21 protein-coding genes and 1 pseudogene are annotated in these 23,291 nt (G+C 59.3%); 10 read left to right on the top strand and 12 right to left on the bottom strand.

The window, feature by feature from the left end; all coding sequences use genetic code 11:
* Positions 1 to 156: 156 nt before the first annotated feature.
* Positions 157 to 1,715, bottom strand: a pseudogene (locus METAC_RS25515) (ISL3 family transposase).
* Between the two features lie 352 nt (positions 1,716 to 2,067).
* Here METAC_RS25515 and METAC_RS21595 point away from each other — a divergent pair.
* Positions 2,068 to 2,460, top strand: coding sequence for an integration host factor subunit alpha (locus METAC_RS21595; protein ID WP_084143342.1), 393 nt, complete (start codon positions 2,068 to 2,070; stop codon positions 2,458 to 2,460).
* Positions 2,461 to 2,604: 144 nt separating this feature from the next.
* Here the strand turns inward: METAC_RS21595 and METAC_RS25510 are convergent.
* Both METAC_RS25510 and METAC_RS0100435 read right to left on the bottom strand, forming a co-directional pair.
* A protein-coding gene (locus METAC_RS25510; RefSeq protein WP_245257389.1) for an IS5 family transposase occupies positions 2,605 to 3,371 on the bottom strand; the annotation gives its coding sequence in 2 pieces (ribosomal slippage) (positions 2,605 to 3,059 and positions 3,059 to 3,371; 768 coding nt in all).
* A gap of 624 nt (positions 3,372 to 3,995) precedes the next feature.
* Positions 3,996 to 5,255 carry a Swt1 family HEPN domain-containing protein gene (locus tag METAC_RS0100435; protein WP_026605538.1) on the bottom strand — a complete coding sequence of 420 codons (1,260 nt, stop codon included), beginning with the start codon at positions 5,253 to 5,255 and terminating at the stop codon, positions 3,996 to 3,998.
* Between the two features lie 269 nt (positions 5,256 to 5,524).
* Between METAC_RS0100435 and METAC_RS0100430 the strand changes: the two genes are divergently transcribed.
* Entirely contained in the window at positions 5,525 to 5,884 is a 360-nt protein-coding gene (locus METAC_RS0100430; RefSeq protein WP_026605537.1) for a hypothetical protein, read from the top strand.
* Entirely contained in the window at positions 5,881 to 6,837 is a 957-nt protein-coding gene (locus tag METAC_RS0100425) for a tyrosine-type recombinase/integrase (protein WP_026605536.1), read from the top strand. Before METAC_RS0100430 ends, METAC_RS0100425 begins: the two co-directional genes overlap by 4 nt.
* Before the next feature lie 30 nt (positions 6,838 to 6,867).
* Here the strand turns inward: METAC_RS0100425 and METAC_RS21590 are convergent, their stop codons facing one another.
* From METAC_RS21590 to METAC_RS0100390, 5 genes are all read right to left on the bottom strand, one after another.
* Entirely contained in the window at positions 6,868 to 7,788 is a 921-nt protein-coding gene (locus METAC_RS21590) for a GIY-YIG nuclease family protein (protein ID WP_156898042.1), read from the bottom strand.
* Complete coding sequence (locus tag METAC_RS0100415; RefSeq protein WP_156898041.1) at positions 7,781 to 9,325, bottom strand: hypothetical protein; 1,545 nt, start codon at positions 9,323 to 9,325, stop codon at positions 7,781 to 7,783. Before METAC_RS0100415 ends, METAC_RS21590 begins: the two co-directional genes overlap by 8 nt.
* 8 nt (positions 9,326 to 9,333) lie before the next feature.
* Positions 9,334 to 9,609, bottom strand: a complete 276-nt coding sequence (locus tag METAC_RS26135; RefSeq protein WP_156898040.1) for a hypothetical protein — start codon at positions 9,607 to 9,609, stop codon at positions 9,334 to 9,336.
* A 224-nt stretch (positions 9,610 to 9,833) separates the two neighbouring features.
* Positions 9,834 to 10,220: a type II toxin-antitoxin system death-on-curing family toxin gene (locus METAC_RS0100395; RefSeq protein WP_026605532.1), complete on the bottom strand. Its 387-nt coding sequence runs from the start codon at positions 10,218 to 10,220 to the stop codon at positions 9,834 to 9,836.
* A complete protein-coding gene (locus METAC_RS0100390; protein ID WP_026605531.1) occupies positions 10,217 to 10,447 on the bottom strand; it encodes a hypothetical protein in 231 nt (76 codons plus the stop codon). The genes METAC_RS0100395 and METAC_RS0100390 overlap by 4 nt, the downstream gene beginning before the upstream one ends.
* Positions 10,448 to 10,716: 269 nt before the next feature.
* On the opposite strand from METAC_RS0100390, the gene METAC_RS0100380 reads away from it, so the two are divergent.
* Positions 10,717 to 11,742 (top strand): IS110 family RNA-guided transposase, encoded by a 1,026-nt coding sequence (locus METAC_RS0100380; RefSeq protein ID WP_026605530.1) that lies wholly within the window; start codon positions 10,717 to 10,719, stop codon positions 11,740 to 11,742.
* Between the two features lie 316 nt (positions 11,743 to 12,058).
* Here METAC_RS0100380 and METAC_RS0100375 read toward each other — a convergent pair whose 3' ends face one another.
* The gene (locus METAC_RS0100375; protein ID WP_026605529.1) at positions 12,059 to 12,766 is read right to left on the bottom strand and encodes an IS6 family transposase; all 708 of its coding nucleotides are present in this window, start codon (positions 12,764 to 12,766) and stop codon (positions 12,059 to 12,061) included.
* Between the two features lie 108 nt (positions 12,767 to 12,874).
* On the opposite strand from METAC_RS0100375, the gene METAC_RS21585 reads away from it, so the two are divergent.
* On the top strand, positions 12,875 to 13,357 hold the full coding sequence (locus METAC_RS21585) for a LysR substrate-binding domain-containing protein (RefSeq protein ID WP_198017137.1): 483 nt from the start codon (positions 12,875 to 12,877) through the stop codon (positions 13,355 to 13,357).
* Between the two features lie 67 nt (positions 13,358 to 13,424).
* Here METAC_RS21585 and scpB read toward each other — a convergent pair whose 3' ends face one another.
* Together scpB and METAC_RS0100360 are read right to left on the bottom strand one after the other, a co-directional pair.
* The gene (gene scpB, locus METAC_RS0100365; protein WP_026605528.1) at positions 13,425 to 14,132 is read right to left on the bottom strand and encodes an SMC-Scp complex subunit ScpB; all 708 of its coding nucleotides are present in this window, start codon (positions 14,130 to 14,132) and stop codon (positions 13,425 to 13,427) included.
* Positions 14,133 to 14,136: 4 nt separating this feature from the next.
* Entirely contained in the window at positions 14,137 to 15,252 is a 1,116-nt protein-coding gene (locus METAC_RS0100360; protein WP_026605527.1) for a DUF1403 family protein, read from the bottom strand.
* A gap of 197 nt (positions 15,253 to 15,449) precedes the next feature.
* Between METAC_RS0100360 and METAC_RS0100355 the strand changes: the two genes are divergently transcribed.
* Together METAC_RS0100355 and METAC_RS26130 are read left to right on the top strand one after the other, a co-directional pair.
* Positions 15,450 to 16,580: a tyrosine-type recombinase/integrase gene (locus tag METAC_RS0100355; protein WP_156898039.1), complete on the top strand. Its 1,131-nt coding sequence runs from the start codon at positions 15,450 to 15,452 to the stop codon at positions 16,578 to 16,580.
* A 233-nt stretch (positions 16,581 to 16,813) separates the two neighbouring features.
* The gene (locus METAC_RS26130) at positions 16,814 to 16,972 is read left to right on the top strand and encodes a PIN domain-containing protein (RefSeq protein ID WP_156898038.1); all 159 of its coding nucleotides are present in this window, start codon (positions 16,814 to 16,816) and stop codon (positions 16,970 to 16,972) included.
* Between the two features lie 437 nt (positions 16,973 to 17,409).
* Here the strand turns inward: METAC_RS26130 and METAC_RS27275 are convergent, their stop codons facing one another.
* Complete coding sequence (locus tag METAC_RS27275) at positions 17,410 to 17,544, bottom strand: hypothetical protein (RefSeq protein WP_280642934.1); 135 nt, start codon at positions 17,542 to 17,544, stop codon at positions 17,410 to 17,412.
* Positions 17,545 to 18,584: 1,040 nt separating this feature from the next.
* Here METAC_RS27275 and repA point away from each other — a divergent pair.
* From repA to repC, 3 genes are all read left to right on the top strand, one after another.
* Positions 18,585 to 19,802: a plasmid partitioning protein RepA gene (repA, locus tag METAC_RS0100340; protein ID WP_156898055.1), complete on the top strand. Its 1,218-nt coding sequence runs from the start codon at positions 18,585 to 18,587 to the stop codon at positions 19,800 to 19,802.
* Entirely contained in the window at positions 19,799 to 20,806 is a 1,008-nt protein-coding gene (repB, locus tag METAC_RS0100335) for a plasmid partitioning protein RepB (protein ID WP_026605524.1), read from the top strand. Before repA ends, repB begins: the two co-directional genes overlap by 4 nt.
* A gap of 1,151 nt (positions 20,807 to 21,957) precedes the next feature.
* Complete coding sequence (gene repC, locus METAC_RS0100330) at positions 21,958 to 23,172, top strand: plasmid replication protein RepC (protein WP_026605523.1); 1,215 nt, start codon at positions 21,958 to 21,960, stop codon at positions 23,170 to 23,172.
* The last annotated feature ends 119 nt before the right edge of the window (positions 23,173 to 23,291 follow it).

The raw sequence follows: 23,291 nt of genomic DNA, 5'->3' as shown, positions 1-23,291 counted from the left end.
TCGTGGGCCTCACGATCTTCCGCTGTGCGGCGCGTGATGACCGAGGCCGGCGCAGGCCCGATGTTCGGAAACGCCCAGCTCGGCTGGTGCCTTCTCCACAGGGTGTTGATTTCCACTGAGAACTGGCTCTGACGCATTTTTGCTGAAGGCGATCAGCTACCCCGCGCCGATCAGTCGGGCTTGAAGCAGATCGATCTTGGCGCGCCCGTACATCTGGCGTTTGATAAGTTTCAGACGTGTGATTTGTCCCTCCGTCTGTCCATTGGACCAGGGCGAGATGATCGCATTTCGGACGGCGGCGCGATCCTTCTCAACACCATTGGCGAAAGATCCAACAAGGGTTCCCTTTCCAGCTTCGAGCCACGCATCCAGCTTGGCGGCCGCCTTTGATCGGATCATGGACTGGAACTCCATGATGGTCTCGCGAGCAGCAACCAGATCCTGGACATTTCCTTCAATGGCCGCCACCAGAATGGCTTCAGACTTTGTCAGGTCGTCACGGGCTGACGTCATTAGACGGGCGATGATCCGAGCTGACGGCGTTCGCGCCAGCGCGTTTCGACCCGCCTTTTCCGCAAGCCGTCGGCGCTGCGCCCATTGCGACACCACGCCGCTCCGCCCGGGAAAGCCCGCCGCCCGCATTTCGCGCCAAAGCGCCAGCGCATTGCGCTCCCCTTGCTCCCAGCGATCATTCAGCCAGGGCGACCAGCTATCCAGCGAACTGGCCTTGTCCGGAAGACATCCGTCCGCCGGTCGCGCAGGACGTCCCGAACAAGCTTGCGGCTGTGTCCCGTCTCCCTCACGATTTGCCTGATGGCGGCGCCTTGCTTCGACATTTTCAGAATGGCCTCATTTGTCTCCTGCCGACGCAGATATCCCTCGTACTGGAGGCGCTCAGCACAGGTGAGAAGCTTGGGGTCGATGACGCTGCTGCCGATGACCCTTCTGATCTGCCGCATAGATTTGCCGACCGCATCGAGAAAGGCTCGGCTCGAGTTCTCCAAGAGACGCCAACGATCCGCGACTTGCTCAGCGTGCGGCAAGGCTTTGGCGATGGCCTCGCCGTAGCCGCCGCCCCGGTCTCGGGCGACCGTAACTATTGAAGGCCGCTCAGCCAGCCACGCCCGAGAGGTATCCAGCGCACGATCTGGCAACAACGTCACGGGGCGACGGCGCTCAAGATCGCAGACGATCGTTCCGTAGGTCTGACCTCGACGAAACGCGAAGTCGTCAATGCCGATGACCGTAAGCTCAGCGCCACCGGTCTGGATGCTGCGGCGACGGACAACGCGTAGAAGCGTGTCGTTGCTGACGGGCATCATCAAGCGAAGGGCGAAAGCCGCTGCAGGTCTGCCACCCAACGCCAGACCGAGATGATGGACGATTGTCTCAAGTCTTCCGGTGCGCCGGCCGTATGGGGAAAGGACGCCAATCTCAAATCGTTCGCAAAAGATGCGTCGACCGCACAAAACCGCGTCGCACCAGAACCGGCGCGCAATAACGATCAGTTCGACTTGGCGGCCGCCAAGGGGAAGGTCGGCGGGGCGGCGCAAATACCGGCTCTGAATCCGGCGGCTTCTTCGACCGCAATCTGGACAATGACCAAACGATTGAAGAGACCGCAACCGGATCTGGACGCGGGCGCCTTCCACCGTGACGCCATCAACTGCAAAGCCGTCTGGCGCCAGGCTGGCCCGTTGAAATTGCTGACCCATTCACGGCTCCTCTGACGAATCAGCAAGAGCGTCCCGGCGAAACGCAGCAAATATGAGTCAGAGCCAGTTCTCAGTGAAAAATTCTGGCCTTCCAGGGTCACATCTCAGTGGAAATCAACACTCTGCGTCTGAATTCCATCGAGATCGCTCGCCCTGCTTCGCATGCCGAGGAAACCCTTCGGCGCCTACTTGCACGCATTTCTCGCGTGCGTCGACGATGGCGCGCGTCGAGATTGCGTCAAATTTAGCGTGGCGTCTAACAATATCTTCGAGTACCTGAAGCGTGGCCGTGGATCTATTTTCCGAAACGGCGAGACCGGCGACAATTCCTGAAGAGGCTCATTGGGATCTAATGTCTGGGCTTGTTCCAAAATCGGCTACCAGAGAGCTCCTTTCCGCTGCCGTTCGCGCCTCTTGTCCTGCGCTTTCACGGGTTCAAGCAAAGGAGATGGTGGACGCGACGCTCGACATTATCGTAGAGGCCTTGGCTCGTGGCGAAACCGTGAAATTGCCTGGCCTAGGGACGTTTACGGTGCGAGAGAAAAGGGCGCGCGCCGGGCGCAATCCGCGCACTGGAGTCGCTGCTCCGATCAGCGCCCGCCGCGTTCTGTCGTTCAAGCCCTCGAAGATTCTCTCCGACGCCGTCAATCATAGCGCCGGACCGAGTAAACGCCGTGCGACGGGCTCGCTAGCGGCGCCTGTCGATAGAAGCGACCATGGCCCAGACCCCTACCGCGGGGGGTAATCTGTCCCACCTTCGGATAAGTCCCTGTAAAGCCCAATAGCGCGTTGGGCCGATTTTTTTCTAATCAGGGCCGTGGCTCGGCGGCGGCGCGTGGCGATCCCAAATTCGCCAGCTTTGCTTTTTGTTGCTGGACCTAACTTGGGGCTAGGTCCTGTTGACAAATTGGTTTGTCCATAAGCGAATGGCGGCGATTTGGACGAAGCCGAGATAGCTGGCTGCGGTTTTGTCGTATCGGGTTGCGAGCCGACGCGCGTTCTTGAGCTTGTTGAAGCAGTGCTCGATGCGGTTGCGCAAGGCATAGATATAGCCGTCGACAGGGATTTGAGCTTTGCGGTTCCGGCGCGTCGGAATGACCGCCGCGGCGCCCTTTTCCTCCAGAGTTTCGCGAATATGATCAGAGTCGTAGCCGCGATCTGCGAGAAGGACTTTGGGCTGCGGCCCCTCCGCTTCCATCAATGGGCCGAAGCCGGAATAGTCCGAGACCTCGCCCGCGCTGATCTCGGCGGCTATCGGCAACCCTTCGCCGTTCGTGCGGAGGTGAATTTTTGTCGTGAAGCCACCTCTTGAGCGCCCAAGACCCTGAGGCGGAGTCCCCCTTTAGCGCCGGCGGCGCAGTGATGCGCCCGGATAATGGTCGAGTCGATCATCTGGACGCTCTCGCCGACGCCTTCGGTCTCGTTCAGGGCTTCCAGCAGGAGTTCCCATAATCCGGCGAGCGTCCAGCGCCGGAACTGTCGATAGACCGACGACCACTTGCCGAAATGCTCGTGCAGGTCCCGCCACTGCGCCCCGGTGCGGGCAATCCAGAAAATTCCATCCAGAACAAGCCGGTGATCTTTTGGGCGGCGTCCGCTGTGTGCGCCGCGAACCATCACGAAGGGTTCAAAGCAGGCCCATTCCTCATCCGACATCAATCCCCGAATCAAGCCCGCCTCCTTCCGAAAGCGAACTTGAATCAGAACCTTGCCCCAAGGGGAATCCTATTTGTCAACGCGGCCTAGATACATAGGAAACATAGCGGTTCAGGAACTCAACCTCTCCTTCGAGGGATTGGCGGGTGATTTCAGAAGACCTTAGAGCATCTCCTATTGCTGTAAGACCACGCTTAAGATCGGTGATCTGACCGGAAAGCTCATTAATTCTAGTGTTGGCATCGGTGAGCGCTCTGGCCTGAACGGCAGCACGTTCTTCGTCTCGGCCGCTTTGTATGTATGCCCCAAAACCACCAGCACCTCCGATCAGGGCAAGGATACCAGTGCCAAGAGCGACCGCTTGGCCGATCTTTAGGCGGCCCAAGAAGGCCGAGATCGTGATCGTCTCCGGGTTTGGCTTGGACCGAGGCGGCATGGGTCCTGTTGTCTCCGCGCTAGGCGTTCTATCCGGCGAGGATAGGTGACGTAGTGGCTTTCGTCAAAAGCCTTGGGTCTGTCTCAGAAATCAAGAATTATGCTAAAAAAATTAGAGTGTTGTTTGTAAAGGCCATTTCTGTTGAATAAATCATGAGCAGAAGTATGCCAATATTTGGGCTGTGCGCTCTACGGGTAGAACAGCTTGATAAGCCGTCGGACTTCCACGAACACAAACAATTCGTCTTCAGGCATCAACGGACGCGCGTGCATGGTGGCATTTCGCGGTAGATATAGCCGTTGTAATGATTCCCGAACATGTTCCTGGCGCTTGAAATACTTCCCGAATATTTTGTTCCAGTTGTCCCTCTTGCAGATAACAAGCTCATATTCGGTGAAATCGGCATAATAAACGAGTGGCCAATCGCGCCCTGATTTATCTTTCACCTGCTTTTCCACCCACGTGTCATACAGCCCATTCGGTAGCTGATGGCGCGGCCAATCGCTTCCGTAATGCTCCGTCATTAGCATATCGATGAAGCGGCGAATTTGACTCTCAAACCGCTGAAGCCAATCGTGAATGACGTTGTTCCGAAAGAATGACTCTTCTTCCTCATCATCGTCAGACCGCGGCACTGGATCGCCATAGGCCGCGACAAGCGGAGGCAGACCACTGCGCAGCCCGGCGATACCTTCCTCGAAAGTTTCGGAGGGAAACGTGGTAAGGGCCGGGTTGAAGCCGCGTTCGGCGTAAAGTGCGGTGCGGACGGTAACATCCGTTGCTGCGGTAATTGGCCAATTGATCCGATCCCGCCAATCGCCGAGATCGATCCTGAGGGCCGAGACTGCGTCCAGATCGAAGGGGGGCTTCGTGGCGATCAGGTGCCCGATGCCTTGCAGTTTTGCGACGCCTGTCAGTGAGCCTAGCTGATCCCGAACATCCAGCCATGGCTGACGAAACCCGCTGAGAATCGTTTCAAAGTGCGATTTTGGCAGGCCATATTGCAGCCAGATAGAATTCTGCACCTTTGGTAACAACCTCGACATTTCATCGAATTCAGGGACACGAAAGCGCTTGGCGAACTCGCTGAGGGATTGCGTGGCAAGATCATAAGCACTGCCCGGACCGGTTATCTTCCCGATCGCTGCCGCCGCATGGGCCATAGCCGAATGTGACTCCATTGCTTGTGCTTTTGCTGCCATGAGGGCGCTGCCCGGACCGGTTACTCCCCTGATCACTGCCGCCACATCGGCGATAGCCGGATTTGACTGCATTACTTTAAGAAAATTCGCCTGCTCCCGCATTTTGGCGATTGAGCGCAGCGTTTCGCTATCAAGGCCAAATGGTCGGGTCGACGCGGCGAATTCCCTTAGGCGTCGCATTTGCTCTTCATGTTCGCGCACGAAGCTGTTTGCCTCCGTCAGCCGCCGCTGCCAATCGTTCTCCATGTATCCCTCGTCGTCGCGCCCTGCTGGATATATAAACACAGATGGCCGCGCGTAACCTTGCCCGTCCTTTGCTGGACACCAAGAACATACGCAAACACGCGCCGAGAGGGTGGAAGCTGATTCGTGCCGCTTCCATTCTCTGTCTGGGCTCGCGTTCCCGATCCGGGAACGTCGCCGGAGGCGGTCCGGTAAGGAAGCCATAACCTTCGCGGTTGTCCGTCCCCATTAGTATATGATAATGTCTTTTATCAAATACTAAGGAGGGGCGCATGGGCTCGCTTATCAGCAAAGCAAGATGGCTTGAGCCCGTTGGTCAAACATTCGCCGTCCTGGCTTTCAGCGTGCAGTTCTTCGTCGTCGACCCTGCCTCAGCCGATCTCATGCGCGCTTATTTCAATTGGGAGCATGACAGCCTGAGCCGGATTGAAGGGCTCGTGTCAGGCCCGCAAAAAAAGACGTTGACTGAAACTCTCCTCAGGCCCGTGCGCGAGCAATTGGAAGAGCTGCCGGTCGTGATTGCAGACGAACGCAAGCGGCGCTGGCGGCCTTGGCTTTTCGCCTTGTTCGCCATTGGCGGTGCTCTGACTATCGCCGGAAAGGCTGCATCCGTGAGGTGTTCAACTCGATGACACCACTTCCAACTCTTGCTGCCTCGCATGCCCCCACTCTCGTTGCCGCCTCCGGCGAACGCGCCGCCTATCGCTTCCTTGAATTCTTCACCGCCAACATCCGCAACCAGAACACGCGCCGCGCCTATGCGCGTGCGGCGCATGAATTCTTTGACTGGCTGGCGGCCAAGGGCGTGACGCGGATTGCGGCCATCGAGAGCGTGCATGTCGCCGCCTATGTCGAAGAGCTTCAGAAGGCCCGCTCCGCGCCGACCGCGAAGCTGCGCCTCGCCGCCTTGCGGCATTTGTTCGACTGGATGGTGATCGGCCAGATCATGCCGGTCAATCCCGCCGCCGCCGTGCGCGGGCCGCGCCACATCGTCCGGCGCGGCAAGACGCCAGTGCTCGATCCGCAGGAGGCGCGCCAGCTCATCGACGCGATTAATGTCGCGACCGTCATCGGCCTCCGCGACCGCGCCCTCATCGGGCTTATGGTCTATTCCTTCGCCCGCATCGGCGCGGCCATCGCCATGCGCGTCGAGGACGCTTATCCGCAGAACCGGCGGCTTTGGGTGCGGCTTCACGAGAAGGGCGGCAAGGAGCACGCCATGCCGTGCCATCACAATTTAGAGGCTTATCTGCACGCGTATATCGAGGGCGCGGGCCTCGCGGCCGATCTCAAGGCGCTCTTGTTCCAGACCTATAACCGCGCAAGTCGCCAGCTCAGCGGCGCGCCCCTGCCCCAAGCGAACGCCTATGCGATGATCCAGAGGCGGGCCAAGGCCGCAGGCATCACCACGCATGTCGGCAACCACACCCTTCGGGCGACGGGCGTCTCCGCTTACCTGAAGAACGGCGGCACGCTCGAACGCGCCGCGCTGATGGCGAACCACGCCTCGACGCGCACGACGCAGCTCTATGACCGGCGCGCTGAGGAAGTCACGCTCGACGAGGTCGAGCGGATTCTTGTCTGAGCCCCGCAGATCCAGGACAAGGACCGCGCCTCAGCCGAGCTTGGTTTGAGGGTGATCGCTATATGAGCTGGAATTCGGCAATAGAATGCCGGCGTCAATCAATATTTCTACCTTGAACTTAGCTATGACATAACGAAAGCCAAGATCTGTCAGTCGAAGAACTTCGCGTGTAGTAGTGTTGTCGGCGAGTGTTATCATCCCGTTTGAGATCATATCCCTTCCTGCCCCATTCTCAATAATATACTCAACATTATCGATGTGAAGGCGCCGGGGAAGCAACGCGCCTGGTTCAAGCAGCACGCGGTTCGCGATCGCACTGGCAAGCAGAGCTCCGGCCTGCCGCGGTTTCATCCCGATAGTGTCATCGTTCTTCCAAAGACCGGCGGCTCTCTTGAATGTGTTGACCGGCTTAATAGGGACGGAACGGACAGGCGTCAGCTGCTGAAAGTAGCGGTTGGCAATCTGACGCTCTGGATCGGCGGCGTCGTTACCCCAGAGCGAATCCCGTCTGCGCTGCCTGCTCTCCTCCGATGGATTCGACGTGCCTTCGCCTCCATCGGTTTGATTTGTGAGGGGGCCCGCTTTTAGGTCATGCCGACCGATGCTCGCGATGAGATGCCGTTCTCTGGCCAAAGCGTCTGTCTCATCATCGAAAAAGCTGTCGATGCGATATCCAATGGAATGGCCGCGTGAATGCAGACTGCGGATGAGATTCAATTTGTGCGTAAGTAGCTTGGTATTGCGTGCCTCGGCCTCATGATCGAATACGCGTAGCCTCACGCCCTTGCCGACGTAGAATGGCGTCCCATCTGGCCGAATGAGGATATAGACGTAAAATGGTTTGCCGTTTCCGAGCGCACGTCTGACACCTGCGGCATCGAGCATCTGCAATGTCGTGAAGTCGAGTTCTTCAACAAGCGTTGGCCGTAGGTCTTGAAGTTGTTCATTCATCGCTGATGTCCTGTTCATCGCGGAGGAGTGCTTCGGCGGCCCGGAGATCGGATTCAAATTCCGAAATTTGATCAGCCGTTTGCGCTTGCATAGAAGACCTCCAATTTGCTTCGTATTTATCGAAGGATGAGCGGATATGTTCGATTGCGTCGCGGAGAGCTGACTCCAACCGCCCGTCGTTGACCGCAACCTCTACGTGATTTCCAATATATGGTCTGGGAAACCAAGTTCCGTATTTCGGGTTCTTTAGAGGAGCAACGTCTGGCATGGGTTCAATTGGTTGTGCATCTCCGCTAATCCGCTCCAGCCAGTGTTGGACATACGATCCATCAACTGCCGTCCATGAAATATAGTAATGCTCAACGCAATTTTTATCATCGGACAAAGGCTGAGTTGACCAATACTCCCAATCAGCAACGTCTTCGCCCACAATTACCGAAGTCACGCTTTTTATGACATCGCCTTTTTCGATCGTCGGGAGAGGCGTGAAGCGGTGCCAATTATTATCAAAGGATACAGCGAATGACTTTGTCTCCGTAAGTTGACCTGCATCATAAACATTCCTGACAACGCTTGACCTAACCGGTTCGCCCTCGCTGTTCAGAGTTGTGATTTCGAGGCATGGCCGGCTTTCGAACATCGGGGCGATGGTCGTTGCGTTAACGGTAGGTCCGAGCGCAAGCCTGATTTCACGAAAAAGAATGACCTCGGCACGACATTCGACGCCCTCAGTTTCGCTCACGGGATTGTCTAAAACGTCATCGTCATAAGGATGGCCGCTACCCTCGCGCGTCAGCCGCACAGGCCAGAGCCAGGTCCTATGTGGAATCCTTACAAGCGGAACAGATGGCAGTGGCGGCGCTTCCCCGTAGAACGCAAACCACGCTTGGTATGCGGTTTGGAACAATGCGGCCATACTGCTGTTCTCGAACTCTCGGGTGGAGATATTGTATTGTGCTGGTACGCGGCGCATGCGCGCGAGGAGTTCGTCGAGCCTTGTATCTCTGACAACGCGCTTTGCCATCGCCTCAAGCAGCCAAGCAACATGGTCCGATCCGTAACTTGCAGGAGACGCCTTTTCTCGCTTGGCTGTGGAGGAGTTCCAATGTTGCCAAAGGGCAGTTCCGCGTAAGCAGCGCATTTGACATTCGTCTGGAGCTGCATTGCCAGCTTTGGCGATGGCTTTTGCGGCATCAAGATATCCGCCGACTTTCTGGGTCATCGTCTTGGCCTTCGCGGCCATCTCCTCGGCAGTTGGGAAATCATCGGAAACAATAAACCGATGGAGTTTCTCGAAGTGTTTTTTCGCCTCCGCCACCTGCCCCCGCCGGGTCAGGAACTCTTCTTTGAGTTCGTAGAGAGCCTTTCCTGCTCGCGCGGCGTCATCACCCGCGAAGCGAAGTTGTGCCTTTTCCTTTTTGCACGCCTCTACAATCTGCTTCAAACGAAGCCGATCGCGATTTTGGTGCATGCGCTCGGCGGCAAGAGCGTCGGGGCGTTTGGACTGAGGACGAAAAGGAATAATATTGTCGTTCATAGTAAGCCTCAGCGGCGAGCGCGATAACGGCGGCCAGATTTGGCCTTATGAAGGTGCATCACAGACACAATTCTGGCGTTGCCATCGCTCCATATGACGGCGACGCGTTCAAGTCCGCGCGCTTCATCGAGATGTTTTGCGGTCCTTCGGCTGACCCGCAATACCGTGCAATTGTCGCCGATCTGTTTCTCGACGTCCGCGTATTCAAGAAGCCGCTTCCACCGCGTTGGAGTGATGCTCCGCTGTTGGCATCGCAACTCTGCATGTCTTGATAATTCGATCATTTGAACTTCTCCGTCGGATGATCATCATGCAGGCGGCGAAGGCTTTCGAGGCCAATCTGGCACTTTTAACTAAGATATTTTGGTACTATTTCTGGCGCCATTTTGGGTGCCTACGCCTTGTGTTGGAGGTCCAACCAGGGGGCGTGCGACGCAGATGAGACGTGACTTGAGTCGAAGAAGCGAACGCTATCGGGGGGATTTGGACGAATCGTGTGGCATGGCCACTAGGCCGGAGGCGCCGGCGTCACGTTGGCGCGGAGCCAGTCGTCTACTAATCGGCCAAACTCGAATGTGCCGGTCTCATAAAGGCCGTTGATGAAATCATAGATCGCGTCGGCGTCCGCCGTGATGCGCGCGCCATTGATGGCGAGAAAGGTATAGGTGACGGCAAAGGCCGTGCGCTTGTTGCCGTCGATGAAAGGATGGTTCTGCGCCAGGCTTTCCCAAAGCGCGGCGGCTTCCTCGATCAGATCGGCGTAATAACCTGTCTGGGGGCGGTATAGGGCCGCTTCCAGCAGGCCGCGATCGCGCATGCCGGCAGAGCCGCCGTAACGGTCAATTTGGTCGTCATGAATGGCAAGGACTTCAACAACGGTCAGATAGTCCGTCATTCAGCCAGCTTCTTGTAAAGTGACCCGAACTTCTTATGGCTCGCCTGATAGGCGGCCATGACATTGGCGCGAGGCTTACCCTGCTTCCGCTTTTCAATCAGATCAGCCAAGGCTTCATCGACAAGCGCCTGAAGCTGCCGACCCTCGCTCTGCGCAAGATTGCGGACAGTGGCCAGAATCTCCGAATTCACCTGGGTTGCGAATTTCTCGCGGGCCTGGGACGCCATGGCACACCTCCATTATCTGTTCTCAGCATTTCATGATATATCATGAAATGTCAAGAAAGCGAGGACGGACTGCTTCTGGCGGCAGCCCCCTGCCCTGTCACATGCCGACCTCGACGACGGCGGCGAACGCCATGTTGAGTGTCGCACGGAGGGAATGACACTCGACGAGGTCGAGCGGATGGTCGTGCAGGCTCTGATGGGGTGGACGCCCCCCGACGGCATCGATGTGCCAAAGTGGAGGTGTTGAACACCACTTGAGGGAGGCGTCCATGGAAAAAGCTAGCACTATCGGATTGGATCTGGCGAAGAATGTTTTTCAGGCGCATGGGGCGGATGCATCTGGCGCCGTCACGTTCCGCAAGAAGCTGCGGCGCGCGCAAGTGCTGGAGTTTTTCTCAAGCCAGCCGCCATGCACGGTGGCGATGGAGGCCTGCGGAGGGGCGCATTTCTGGGGTCGCGAACTCGGCAAGCTCGGCCATGCCGTGCGATTGATCCCACCGGCCTATGTCAAGCCTTTTGTAAAGCGGCAGAAGAACGACGCCGCTGACGCCGAGGCGATTTGTGAAGCCGTCCAGCGCCCGACTATGCGCTTCGTGGCGATCAAAAGCGAGGCCGCGCAAGCCGCGGCGGTGGTGTTTCGCACCCGTGATGTCCTGGTGCGTCAGCGTACGCAGATCATCAACGCCCTGCGGGGGCATCTTACCGAGTTCGGGCTGGTCGTCGCCCAAGGTCCGGCCCACGTCGCCAAGCTCGTTATGGCGGTGCAGGATCCGGAACATTCTCTCCCGGAGGCGGCGCGCCCAATTCTTTGCGTCTTGGTCGATATGCTGGGTTTGCTGGACCAACGGATCAAGCTCCTGGACGTCGAGATCGCTCGGCGCGCCAAAGAAGACGACCTGGCGCGCCGCCTGATGAGCGTCCCCGGCGTGGGGCCGGTGATCGCGACGGCGGTCGCGGCGCTGGCGCCGCCGGCTGACACGTTCAAACGGGGTCGCGACTTTGCGGCCTGGCTGGGGCTCACGCCGCTGCAACACTCCACAGGCGGGAAACAGAAACTCGGCGGAACCTCGAAGATGGGCGACCGAACGCTGCGGCGTCTGCTCATCATCGGCGCGAGCGCTGTCGTGCGTTGGGCGGCGCGAAAGGGGCCTCCGGCGGGATCGTGGCTTGCGGGCATGCTCGCGCGCAAGCCGCCAATGCTGGTGAGGGTTGCATTGGCGAACAAGATGGCCCGCATCATTTGGGCTTTGATGGCCAAGGGCGGGATTTACCGGGCTCCGGTCGCGGCGGCGTAACCGCGCTCGCGGTCGTGGGCAGTCGTAGGCGTAGGAAGGTCAAACGGAAAGTATGGCGCAACGGTCGGCGAGACGGGATCGGGAAAACCAGTTTGCACCGGCGTGCATAAAGCACGTGGCTCTGATTTGGACCCGATCCGCGAACTCCCATACGGGCCCGCGGCGCGTGAAGAGCTGCATTAGAGGCCGGACACATGTCAGCACCCGACGACGCGCTGCAGCTATCCAGAAGATTCTCCTTGCGCCGATGGGGGCGTCCACACATGGTGCAAATTTTCCATGAGAGCACAACGAAACGACAGGGGCCTGTGCGAGGTCATGCAGCGAGCACCGCATTCCAGATTTCGGGCGCCCGGTTATCTTTGATGCGAAGCCTTCCGAGTTTGAATTGACCTTTTCTGATCCGATGCATCAGTTCGATGCCGGCTATGGTGATTGAGGCGCTCCGGAAGCGCTTCAATCCAAGCATTGGACCCAATCGAAGTTTGATCGAACGATGGTCCCGCTCGATCAGATTGTTGAGATATTTCGAGGACCTGATTTTGGTTCGCTTGCCACGATGATGTTCGCCAAGGATTTCCCGGGCCGCCCGATGCGAAGCCTGATAGCCATCAAGCGTGATGGCGCGCGGCAGCCGCCCCTGGCTCTTGAACGCCCGACGGAAAAACGCCTTGGCGGCTGCGACATCCCGCTTGGCGCGGAGGAGGAAATCCACCGTCTTTCCTTGCTTGTCGACAGCGCGATAGAGGTAGGTCCAGCAGCCTTTGATCTTCACATAGGTCTCGTCGACGCGCCACGAGGCTCCGGCCCGGCAGGCGAAGCGGTTCCAGCGCTTTTCGAATTCCGGAACATAGCGCTGGATCCAGCGCATGATGGTCGTATGCGCCAGGGTCATTCCCCGCTCAGCCATCATTTCTACGAGATCTCGAAAGCTAAGCTTGAACCGAAGATACCACCGGACGCAGAGGATGATGATCTCCCGGTCGAAATGGCGGCCCTTGAAAAGATCATCCATGCTCAGCATCGGGGTTCGCTTGCTCCAAAGGCCAGTTTGCGGCGAATATGACCCGTCTCAGCGGTTCGCACCAGAGCCTCATTAACCAGTCGCTGACACATTGGCGATTCCATCGACGTGGCTGTGCGCATTGGAGCGTTGAGCGATAGCACCGCCGTCGCCCGCAAGGTCGGCGCAGTCCATCGGGTTCTTGTCGCCGCTCCCGCTTACCTCGCCCAAGTGGAAACGCCGCTCACGCCGTCCGATTTGTTGGGACACACGCTCATCATTGGGCCGGCGGGCCGCAGTTCTGAAGGCTGGTCATTCCGCAAAGGTGGAAAGACGACATCGGTTCGCGTTCAGGGGCGCCTTGTCATTGATGCCGCGGAAGCGGCGACGGCGGCAGCGATCGCAGGCTTGGGGGTGCTCTCCACCGGACAGGGAGGCGTCCAGGCCGAGCTTGAAGCGGGCTCTCTCGTGAGGCTTTTACCGGACTGGGAGATTGGGACATCCGATATCAATTTGATCCTGCCCGCCGGTCGCGCTGCGAGGGCGTCCGCGCGGGCCTTCGCGGATTTCATCGCCGCGCAGCTTCGCGAGATTAAGGCGACCGTACCTTGACGGAAAGCTAAGGGATCTGCGCTTCAATAACCATCGACGTTTTGACATCTGCGATCGCGCCCGATCCTCATGCGTCCGTCCCGTCGACGGCGGTCTCGTCCGCTTCGGGCCGATCGTCGCCTTCGTCGGCGTCGCCCGCCGCGGCGAATCCGCTCGGAAAATCCCCCGCCAAGAGATTCTCCTTGGCGAGCAGGCCGGCGTCCTCGAGGGCCTCCATATCCGGCAGGTCGCGCAGGCTCTCGAACCCGAATTGCGCCAGAAAGGTTTTCGTCGTCACCAAGGCGTAGGGCGCGCCGGGACGCGGGCTCCGCGGTCCCGGGGCGATGAAATTTTGCGCGCGCAGGCGGCCGATCAAGTCACGGCTTACTTCCTTCCCGAAAAATTCCGAAAGCTCGGCGCGGGCGATCGGCTGATAATAGGCGATCGCGGCGAGCACGAGCGCCTCGGCCTGGGACAGCGCCTTCCCCTCCTCGCTTATGCCTGAAGCGGCGCGAATGGCGTCAGCGAAACCTTTCCGAGTTTGGAGTCGCCAGCCGCCGGCGACGGAAGCGAGCTCATAGGGCCGCCCGGAGAGCTCGTCGCTGATGTCCGCGATGATGAGATCGAGGTTGCAGGCGCGGCCGACGAGCCGGGCCAGCATTTCCCGCGCGACGGGTTCCGCGGAAGCGAAGATGACGGCCTCGACGCGGCCCATCCAGGTCCGCCAGCGCAGCTCCGACGGGAGGTCCGCCAGCTCCGCATCGAACGCAGCTTCGCGTTTGGCGCGCCGGACCATCGCGTCACAACCCGTAGAGCCGGAACGTCGCCCGGCCGGTGAGCTCGCGCACGGCGCCAAGGGCGACGAGCCGCTCGAACAGCCGCCGGCTCGAGCGGTCGCTCGTCGTCTTCCCCGGTCCGCCGCAATTGGCGGCTTGCGCGTCTTCGCCGATCAGGATGGCCGCCATGATGTCGGCGTCCTTGCCGCGCAGCTTGGGCGCGACCGCCAAAAGCCGCTCGGCGCGGCGGGCGAGATCGGCGTAAAGATCCGCCGCGGCGGCCGCCGCCCGGGCGTAGCCGACGCAGCAGGCGGTCAGCCGGGCGTCGTCGTCGCCCTGCCGCTTCGCCGCGCGGAAAAAATCGCCGCGGCGGCGCTGGCCGGCCAGAACTTGGCCCGCCAGAACTTGGCCCGCCAGAACTTGGCCCGCCAGAACTTGGCCCGCCAGGACTTGGCCCGCCAGGACTTGGCCCGCCAGGACTTGGCCCGCCAGGACTTGGCCCGCCAGGACTTGGCCCGCCAGGACTTGGCCCGCCAGGACTTGGCCCGCAAGGAGCGGAACGGGCGCCGGCCAATTCAGGCGATGGGCGAGCACGGCGTCGGCGAGCCAGAGCGCGAGGGCGTCCGAATCCGGCCGGAAGCGCAGGCTGACCGCGGCGATCTCGGCCGCCGCCGCGACGGCGCTCCCCTGCCCTTTTGCGAGCTTGGCCGCGACGGAGAGGACGTCTTGCAGACCGTCATCGAGCCGCAACTCCAGCATGGCGGCGAGATGGAGCGTCCAGTCCTCCGATCGCAAGGCGGCGCGCTGGCTTAAGGCGCGCCAGGCTTCGAGGATCCGCCCGGCGGGGCCGGGATCGTCGCCGGCGCGGCGGAGATACCAGGCGTCGCGCAGCGCCGCCTCGTCTTCCGTGCGGCCGCCCCGCCTTGCGACGGCCGCGGCGCAGGCGAGCGCCAGGCGTTGGCGCCAGAGCGAAGCGAGGGGATGCTCGGCGCGGGCGATCGGATGGAGGGCGGCGAGCGCCGCGCCGGCGAGGAATGCGGCCTCCCCGGGCGATTCCGGCGGGGCGCCGACTCTCGCCCAGCTCGGAAAGGGCGGGAAGGCGGGCGGGTTTGGCGGAAGGGTCCGGCGGCGCGGAGGCATGGCGAAGCTTAGCTCGATGCGGCGCTTAATGCTACCTAAAATGGCAAAAACCGCCGCGCCTGTCCTTGCGTTATCATGTCCGATAAGATTGCATTATCGGACATAGATTCGCGGCGCAGGAAGGCGAGCTCGAAATGCGGGAAAATCCGCCCAAAAGCCCGGAAATCGGCCCGAATGCCGCGGGGAGCCCCGGCGAAATGACCGAAAATTCCCCCCGAGAAGCGCCTTTCGCGCCGCAGCCCCGCCCCGCCGCCGGGCCGCCAAAGGCCCCGGACCCCGCCAAGGAGGCGCGAAAGGACGATGCGCTTAAGACTTTGGCGCCCGCGCCCGAACACGCTTCGCGGCTTTCAACCCCTCTCGAAAAGCTCGCCGAGACGGCGAAGGATTACGCCCGCGGCGCCAAGGCGGAGAACACCAACCGCGCCTACGCCGCCGATTGGCGTCATTTTTCCGCCTGGGCGCGGCGCCGCGGCTTTTCTCCCCTGCCCCCGGACTCGCAAGTCGTTGGCCTCTATCTCGCCGCCTGCGCCTCCGACGCCGCCTTGGGCGCGCGCGGACAGGCCCTTGCCGTGCGGTCGATCGAGCGACGGCTTTCGGCGCTAGCCTGGCAGTTCGCCCAGCGCGGCCTAAAGCTGGACCGGCACGACCGACATATCGCCGAGGTCATGGCCGGGATTCGCCGCAAGCATGGTCGCCCGCCCGACCAGAAGGAGGCGGTGCTCGCCGTGGATCTCTTGGCCATGCTGGCGACGCTCGATCATGAGCTGCGCGGCTTGCGCGATCGCGCCATCCTCCTCGTCGGCTTCGCCGGCGGCTTGCGGCGGAGCGAGATCGTCGGCCTCGATTGCGGCCCAGGCCAGACGGAGGACGCTTCGGGCTGGGCGGCGATCGAGAAAAAGGGCCTTCTCGTCCAGATCAAAGGGAAGACCGGCTGGCGCGAGGTCGAGATCGGCCGCGGTTCGTCCGAGGCGACCTGTCCGGTCGCCGCCCTCGAACGCTGGCTCAAGTTCGCCCGGATCAGCCACGGGCCCCTCTTCCGCCGGGTCGGCGGGGCCAAAGTCGGCGCCGACCGCCTGACCGACAAACATGTCGCACGGCTCGTGCAGCGGACGGCGCTCGCCGCCGGCGTGCGCGGCGACCTCTCAGAGGGCGAGCGCAAGCGCAAATTCGCTGGCCACTCCCTGCGCGCCGGGCTCGCGAGCTCGGCCGAGGTCGACGAGCGCTATGTCCAAAAGCAGCTTGGCCACGCCTCCGCCGAGATGACGCGCCGCTATCAGCGGCGACGGGATAAGTTCCGGGTCAATCTCACCAAGGCTGCCGGGCTATGAGGCAAAAAAACTGATGAAGTCAAAGTGATCTTGAGCATGACGTCGAATCGCTAAGACAAAATCGAACACAGCGTTTTTAACTAAACGATTCAAATTGCCGTTTTTAAGCAAAAGCGACAGACAATGACGTCACCGCGGTCATCGCCGAGATTAAGGCCGGACGGAACGCCTTCGCGCTGGCTCCGGTCAGCCTGGACGAGATTCTGGACTGGAAAGCCGAGGGGCAGTGCTAAATGGCGTTCGTCGCTGACGCGTCGATGGTCGCCGCCAGGCTGATGCCGGACGAACAGGCGCCGGAGAGGGACGCGCTCCTGGATTTTTTGCGCGAGAGTCCGGCTTTGGTCCCTGATCTTTTGCGCCACGAGAACCGCAGCCTGTTTCTGGCGCCGTGAAGCGACAGGGCGTGCGCGAGAGTTTTTTGCCTCAGGCGATCGAGCGGTTCAACCTTTTGCCCCTGCGGCATTCGGGACGGGCGAAGATCATGCGGTTCTGACCTTGGCCAGAGTGCATCAGCTCAGCGCCTATGACGCCGCCTATCTCGCTCTGGCGATTGGCGAGGCCGCTCCGCTTGCGACCCTCGACCGCATCTCAAAGGCCCCGGCCGCTCGCGGCGACCGGAGGCCCTGCCCTGGCCGACGCCCCGAGGCGGCGCTCGCCTTGAAATTTCTAGCACATCATCTCTGGTACTCGGCCCAGCGCGAAACCAATCCGAACCATGGCATGCCAGCCGAGATCGCTGCGTTTTTGCGCGCGGAAGATCTGTTGCGGGTCGAGAGTCCGCATGCGCCTGCGACCGTGTGGCCGCCCGGTCGATCTGGACGGCGCTGCATCATTGGAAGGGGGCGAAGGGACCTTTCGCCTGGCCGGCGGTGCGGCCGGCAATCAGGCTCGCGGTCAGGGCGGCGGCGCGGCGGATGACGCGGAAGTGCAAAACCAAAAGCAAAACGGTAGTTACGGCGGACATGTTCGAGAAGCTCCTTGCGATCGGCAAGTTGGTTGCCTCGTTGACGCAGTGCCGCGGCGCTCATGGTTGTGGCCTTGACCTCGGGCGGAGGGAGCAGCCGTGAAACCCCGTGGCGATCTTCCGGAGAATCGATCGACGGAGCGCCCTCAAGGATAGAGGGCCCCCCCGCAGGCAGGCAACATGACCCTGAAGCCGTGGATCGGGATGGCTTGGCGCAATTCGAATGAGTTTTCTTATGGTTCGCAGACCGGCGGTCTCACTGAGGCGGCTCGGCGCGGAGCCGCGTTTCCTGAGGCGAAGCAGCAGTCACAACAGCGCGCGGCCCGAGATGCGCTAGCTATTACAAAGACACCGAGCAGCAGTCGGGCAAGGCCATATGGATGGTTTAATAGGGCAGGAGCTCAAGTCGAAGGATTTTCTGTGCTCCCGGTGCGCTTTGGGGCTCATTTGCGCAATGTCACGGCGTTACGCTAACTTTGCTAGTATCGGCGAACAAGGCCGAGTCTGAGGCTGAAGAGATTAGCGTGCTTCGGTGATCGGCGGAGCCCCAATTTAGCTCCCCCCAAAGGGCTGGTCTTAAGGACTAGGGTGAGGTGTCATGTACGTTACATCGCGTACGCTTGGAATGGACTGACGGTGTGTTTGGTTTGGGCGTTTTGGCGACGGACGTTGTCTGCTGACAACATTCGCATCGTGCGGGCGGGGGCTTTATCGATCCCACGCCATAATAGAGCCCTCCGCTGACCTTCGGGGATGAAAAGTGGTGTTTGTGACTGCGCATAGCCCCGATCGCCGCCGCTTACTTCTCGGTCAAAAGCCGACTTCACACGAAGCCAGAAGCAGTCACAATGAATGCTTTTCAAAGTACATTTGTTTCAGCAAAGTTGCCGAATTGAAAGTATGCGGGCAATTGTAGTCTGCTAAACGTCTGCTTGTTAACCTTTCGTAAACACATAATCGCTTGCCACGAACGCCGAATCGTGCGTCTCTTTCACGAGACGGAAACTAGGCGTCTGACGCCAGTCTACCGTCTGGCAAGGATACCGGCGGTGTTACCAGCTCAAGCAGAACGGCCCATAGAAACGTCTTCGACACATGTCGCCAGACATGCTGCTATTTTGTCCGGCCAGCTGCGGTCGCTTCGCTCAGCAATGTTCCCGCCATCTTCGGTCAAGAGCCTGCGCTCCTTTACTTCTGGTGAAGTAGCTCGCGTTCTCGGTGTTTCAGACGGCTATTTACGTCAACTCTCTCTCGATGGACTTGGCCCAAAGCCGGTCTTGTCGTCGGGCGGCCGCCGATCCTATAGTTTGGCACAGATTAACGATCTTCGCACATATTTAGCACGAGCTAGACCGAAGGAAGCGCTTCATTTTCAGCCTGGTCGACGGTCGGGCGATAAGCTTCAGGTGCTCGCTGTAGCGAACTTTAAAGGCGGTTCAGCTAAGACCACGACCAGTCTCTACCTGACGCAATACCTTGCTTTGCACGGGTTTCGTGTTCTGGCGATTGATCTTGATCCACAAGCCTCCTTGTCGGCAATGTTTGGCTATCAGCCCGAGTTTGAGATCGGAGAAAACGAGACCCTGTACGGCGCGATACGGTATGACGCGAGTCGAAGATCGATGCGAGACGTTATCCGCGCGACTTATTTTGATGGGGTCAGTTTGGTCCCGGGTAACCTGGAACTTATGGAGTTCGAGCACGATACCCCAAGGGCTATCGCAGATGGCAAGGCGCGGGGCTCCCAGATGTTTTTTCGGCGCGTCGCCGCTGCAATTGAGGAAGTTGCAGATGAGTTCGATGTCGTCGTAATCGACTGCCCGCCGCAGCTTGGGTATCTGACTCTCGGGGCGCTCAATGCTGCTACGGCAATGGTCGTTACGATCCATCCACAGATGGTCGATGTAGCGTCAATGAGCCAATTCCTGCTTATGACGGCCGATCTGATGTCAGTGATCGAAGACGCTGGCGGCCATATAGACCACGATTTTCTGCGATACGTCGTGACGCGCCATGACCCGAACGACGTGCCTGAAGCGCAGATTGTTGCTCTTTTGAGAGGTCTTTTTGTCAACGATGTATTGAGGGCGACGGCATGGAAATCGACGGCGATTGCTAACGCCGGACTTACTAAGCAGTCACTCTATGAACTTGATCGGGGTTCAGTTGGCAGGGCCGCTTACGATCGCGCTTTGGAATCGATCGATGCTGTCAATGCAGAGATCGTTGATCTTGTAAAAAGGGTTTGGGGTCGATGAGTAAGCGCACTGACACCATCCGGTCCCTGTTCACGGCCCCGCAGGCGGAGACGTTGTCAGCCGACAACAATGCCGCATTCCGGCCCAAGGTCTCTCCAGGTTCGGTTCGGTCAATGAAGGATTCGTTGACGGGGATCGAGCGAGAGAACGATGCGCTCCGTGAGGCCTTGGCGGGAGGGGCGGCGATCCTCGACATCGATCCGACACTGATCGATCCGTCTCCTGTTGCCGACCGGTTCGCCGACGTCGACGATCCGTCATTGGAGGCCCTCAAAGCCTCAATCAAAGCCAATGGGCAAGAAGTGCCAATTTTGGTTCGCCAGCATCCGGCGTCGCCGGGCCGATACCAAGTTGCGTATGGACATCGACGGGTTCGAGTTCTTCGCGAACTCGGCCAGCTGGTCAAAGCAGCCATTAGAACATTATCGGATCAAGATCTCGTCATCGCGCAGGGTATCGAAAATTCGGCCCGGCAAGATCTTTCCTTCATTGAGCGCGCAGTCTTCGCTATGCGCCTCGAAGATGCTGGTCACGACCGGTCCGTAATCCAAGAAGCTTTGTCTGTCGATCGTGCTGAGGCATCGAAGCTTGTCTCTGTGGCGCGAACGATTCCAGACGATCTAATAGCTGCTATTGGGCGGGCTCCGAAGGTGGGACGAGGTAGGTGGCAAGCACTTGCGGATGCCGCAAAGAACTTAGATTCCATTAAGAGAATGCGAGCAGCGATTAGAAATCCGGGCTTTAATGAAAATGATTCTGATACACGATTTTTAGTCTTGTTATCGGCCTCCAACTCGGAAGTAGAAGTCCGCAAAGAGCCGAATTGGACAGTCGCCACGATATCGGGTCATCAAGTTGCTCGGGTGACGCAATCAGAGAATGAAGTGAAAATCTTAATTGATCGCAAGGCGGACGCTGGATTTGCGGCCTATTTGATCAATCAACTTCCGGGCCTGTTCGAAACGTTCCAACAAACGAGCCCCGAGGATCGCCGGGAAGAGTAATCTTCTTACGAATCAACCACAAACCGAGGGATATAGCAAAGAAAAGGCCCCCGAAACATCAGCTCCGGAAGCCCTTCTCTTCAACTAGCACTTAAGAGAATCCCACTTCCGCGAATCGTAGTCAAGAGCTTTTAGCGCCGTTTCGGCGGGCGGATTTTCTTTGCCTGAAATAAGGTGAAGAAGATGCAACTAGAATTTTCAACGACGCTGTTTGAGCGGCGGCCACTGACTCGTGCCACTGATAATCAAGTTGGGGGCCGGTCGAACGACCTGTTGCCATTCACCTTCCACCGCTGTCCGGTGGCAGTGGCCAACGGGGGCTTGATGATCCTCCTCCGTGGCACCCCAAAAGGCATGCGCTACCTAGGAAAAGGGCAGGCCAGCGTGCCCGAGATCGTGCTCGGCTCCGATCCGCAGACGATCCTGGCAAAGACGGGCGAAGCCACGACATTGGTCGTAGTGGTGCAGAGGGAGCATCGCGCTTGGGCAGTGCCTCCGGAGAGGGCTATGCGTAGCCGACGTGACATCATCAAAATAGTCGGAACGCGGATTGGGGAGTGCTTCCTTAAACATGCACTCGTCAATTGCGGCTTGGTCACCCGACGCAAAGGCCCAAACGGGAAGCACCGCCGACAGATTGGGCAGGGGATGCAATTAACTCCCGACCCAACATTGTTTGTGCAAGCGCGAGGTTTGCTTTCATGCGCTAACCCAGCAACCACTCCGATTAGGCGGGAACGCCATCATCACATTCCAACTCTTTCGCGAGAGAATGACACTCCTGCCATAATTCGCAGTGTGTTCTGGTCGTGCTCGCCGCTGCTCAACAGTAGGCGATAGCAACGCTGTAATCCCGTCGTGGGGAAATTAGGGAGACACAAAGCAGTCCAAGGACTGAGATTCTGCCATAGTCGTCATCTCAAATCAGAGTTCCGCTTGGCCGTTGAAAGCCCTGAGGAAGAGTGAACCGCGTACCCAGTCGATCCAGGAGAAACAAAGGCAAAAGAAAAAGGCCCCCGAAACGTCACCGCCCAGGAAGCCCTAATCTCAAGAATTCGCAATCGAGAGATTCCACTTCCGGCCATTGTTGTCAAGACTAGCAACGCCGTTTCAGCGAGCGATTTTTCTTTGCCTAAAACAGGGTGAAGAACATGCAGCCAGATCTATCAACGACGCCCTTTGGGCGGCGGCCGCTGACGCTCGCCATGGTGGCGAGTCAGGCGGCAGCGAAAGCATGCCCGTCTGAAGCGGCTGTGCATAAATGGCAAGTCTTCCGCTCTATCTGCGAGGGCAAAGCTGCGATCGGGGTTTCCGACCGCGCGCTCGCGGTCCTCAACGCGCTTTTGACCTTTCATCCAGAGACTACTTTGACCGGGGAGAGGGGCGTCGTCGTCTTTCCGTCCAACGATCAGTTGATGCTTCGGGCGCATGGCATGGCGCCGACCACGCTCCGCCGCTATCTGGCTGCGTTGGTCGACTGTGGCCTGATCATTCGTCGCGATAGCCCCAACGGCAAGCGCTACGCCCGGAAAGGGCAGGGGGGAGTGATCGAAACCGCCTTCGGCTTTGACCTCACGCCTCTAGTGGCCCGTGCGGACGAGTTCGAGCGAATGGCCGAAGCGGCCAGGGTAGAGAGGCGCGCCCTTCTTCTCGTTCGTGAACGGATCACCCTTTGCCGCCGGGACATCGTGAAAATGATCGCGGCTGGCGTTGAAGAAGGCGCGCCGGGAGACTGGGCTGGCTTCCACAAGGCCTATGCGGCAATCGCAGCAAACATCCCTCGAACGGCAAGCGTGGCCCAACTCAAACCGCTGGCGGAGGATCTGGAGAGGCTCGCGGCGGAAATCCGTAAGCTCTTGGAGGACTATCTCGATTCAATAAAAAAAGACGCCAATGAGTCCCAAAGTGGACGGCACATACAAAATTCAAATCCAAACATCCAAATTGAATCTGAACATGGCTTACCAATAAGCCACGGGCCGACCATCCAGCCTTGTCCGGAACCTACGAGGCCTCCCCAACGATCCTATCCGCTTGGTATGGTCCTTGAGGCTTGCCCCGACATGATCGATTACGCCAAGCAAGGCATTGCGTCTTGGCGTGACTTTGTCGCCACGGCGACGCTGGTCCGATCCATGCTCGGGATCAGTCCAAGCGCCTTCGAGGAGGCTAGCAATGTTCTCGGCGCCGAAGATGCTGCCGTTGTGGTCGCGGCGATTCTGCAGCGCTCCGACTCGATCAAGAGTCCTGGCGGCTATTTGCGCAATTTGACTGAGAAGGCGAGGGCAGGGGAGTTCTCGCTTGGTCCCGTCCTCATGGCTTTGATCCGGACGAAATTGCGCGATGGCGCGCGAAAGCGAGGTTAATTCGTGTGTCCGCTTGATCAGCAAAGGTTTTGCATGCGCGCGTCGCTTAACTCGTTCATGATCATAGACAACCGCAAAACATCGTGCCTCTCGCCAAAAGCGAATGCCCAGGCGAAGTC

Origin of the sequence: Methylocapsa acidiphila B2, from assembly GCF_000427445.1 — a bacterium.
Taxonomy (GTDB): Bacteria; Pseudomonadota; Alphaproteobacteria; order Rhizobiales; family Beijerinckiaceae; genus Methylocapsa; species Methylocapsa acidiphila.
The sequence above is the reverse complement of the archived record's forward strand: the minus strand, read 5'-3'. Positions and strand labels throughout refer to the sequence as shown.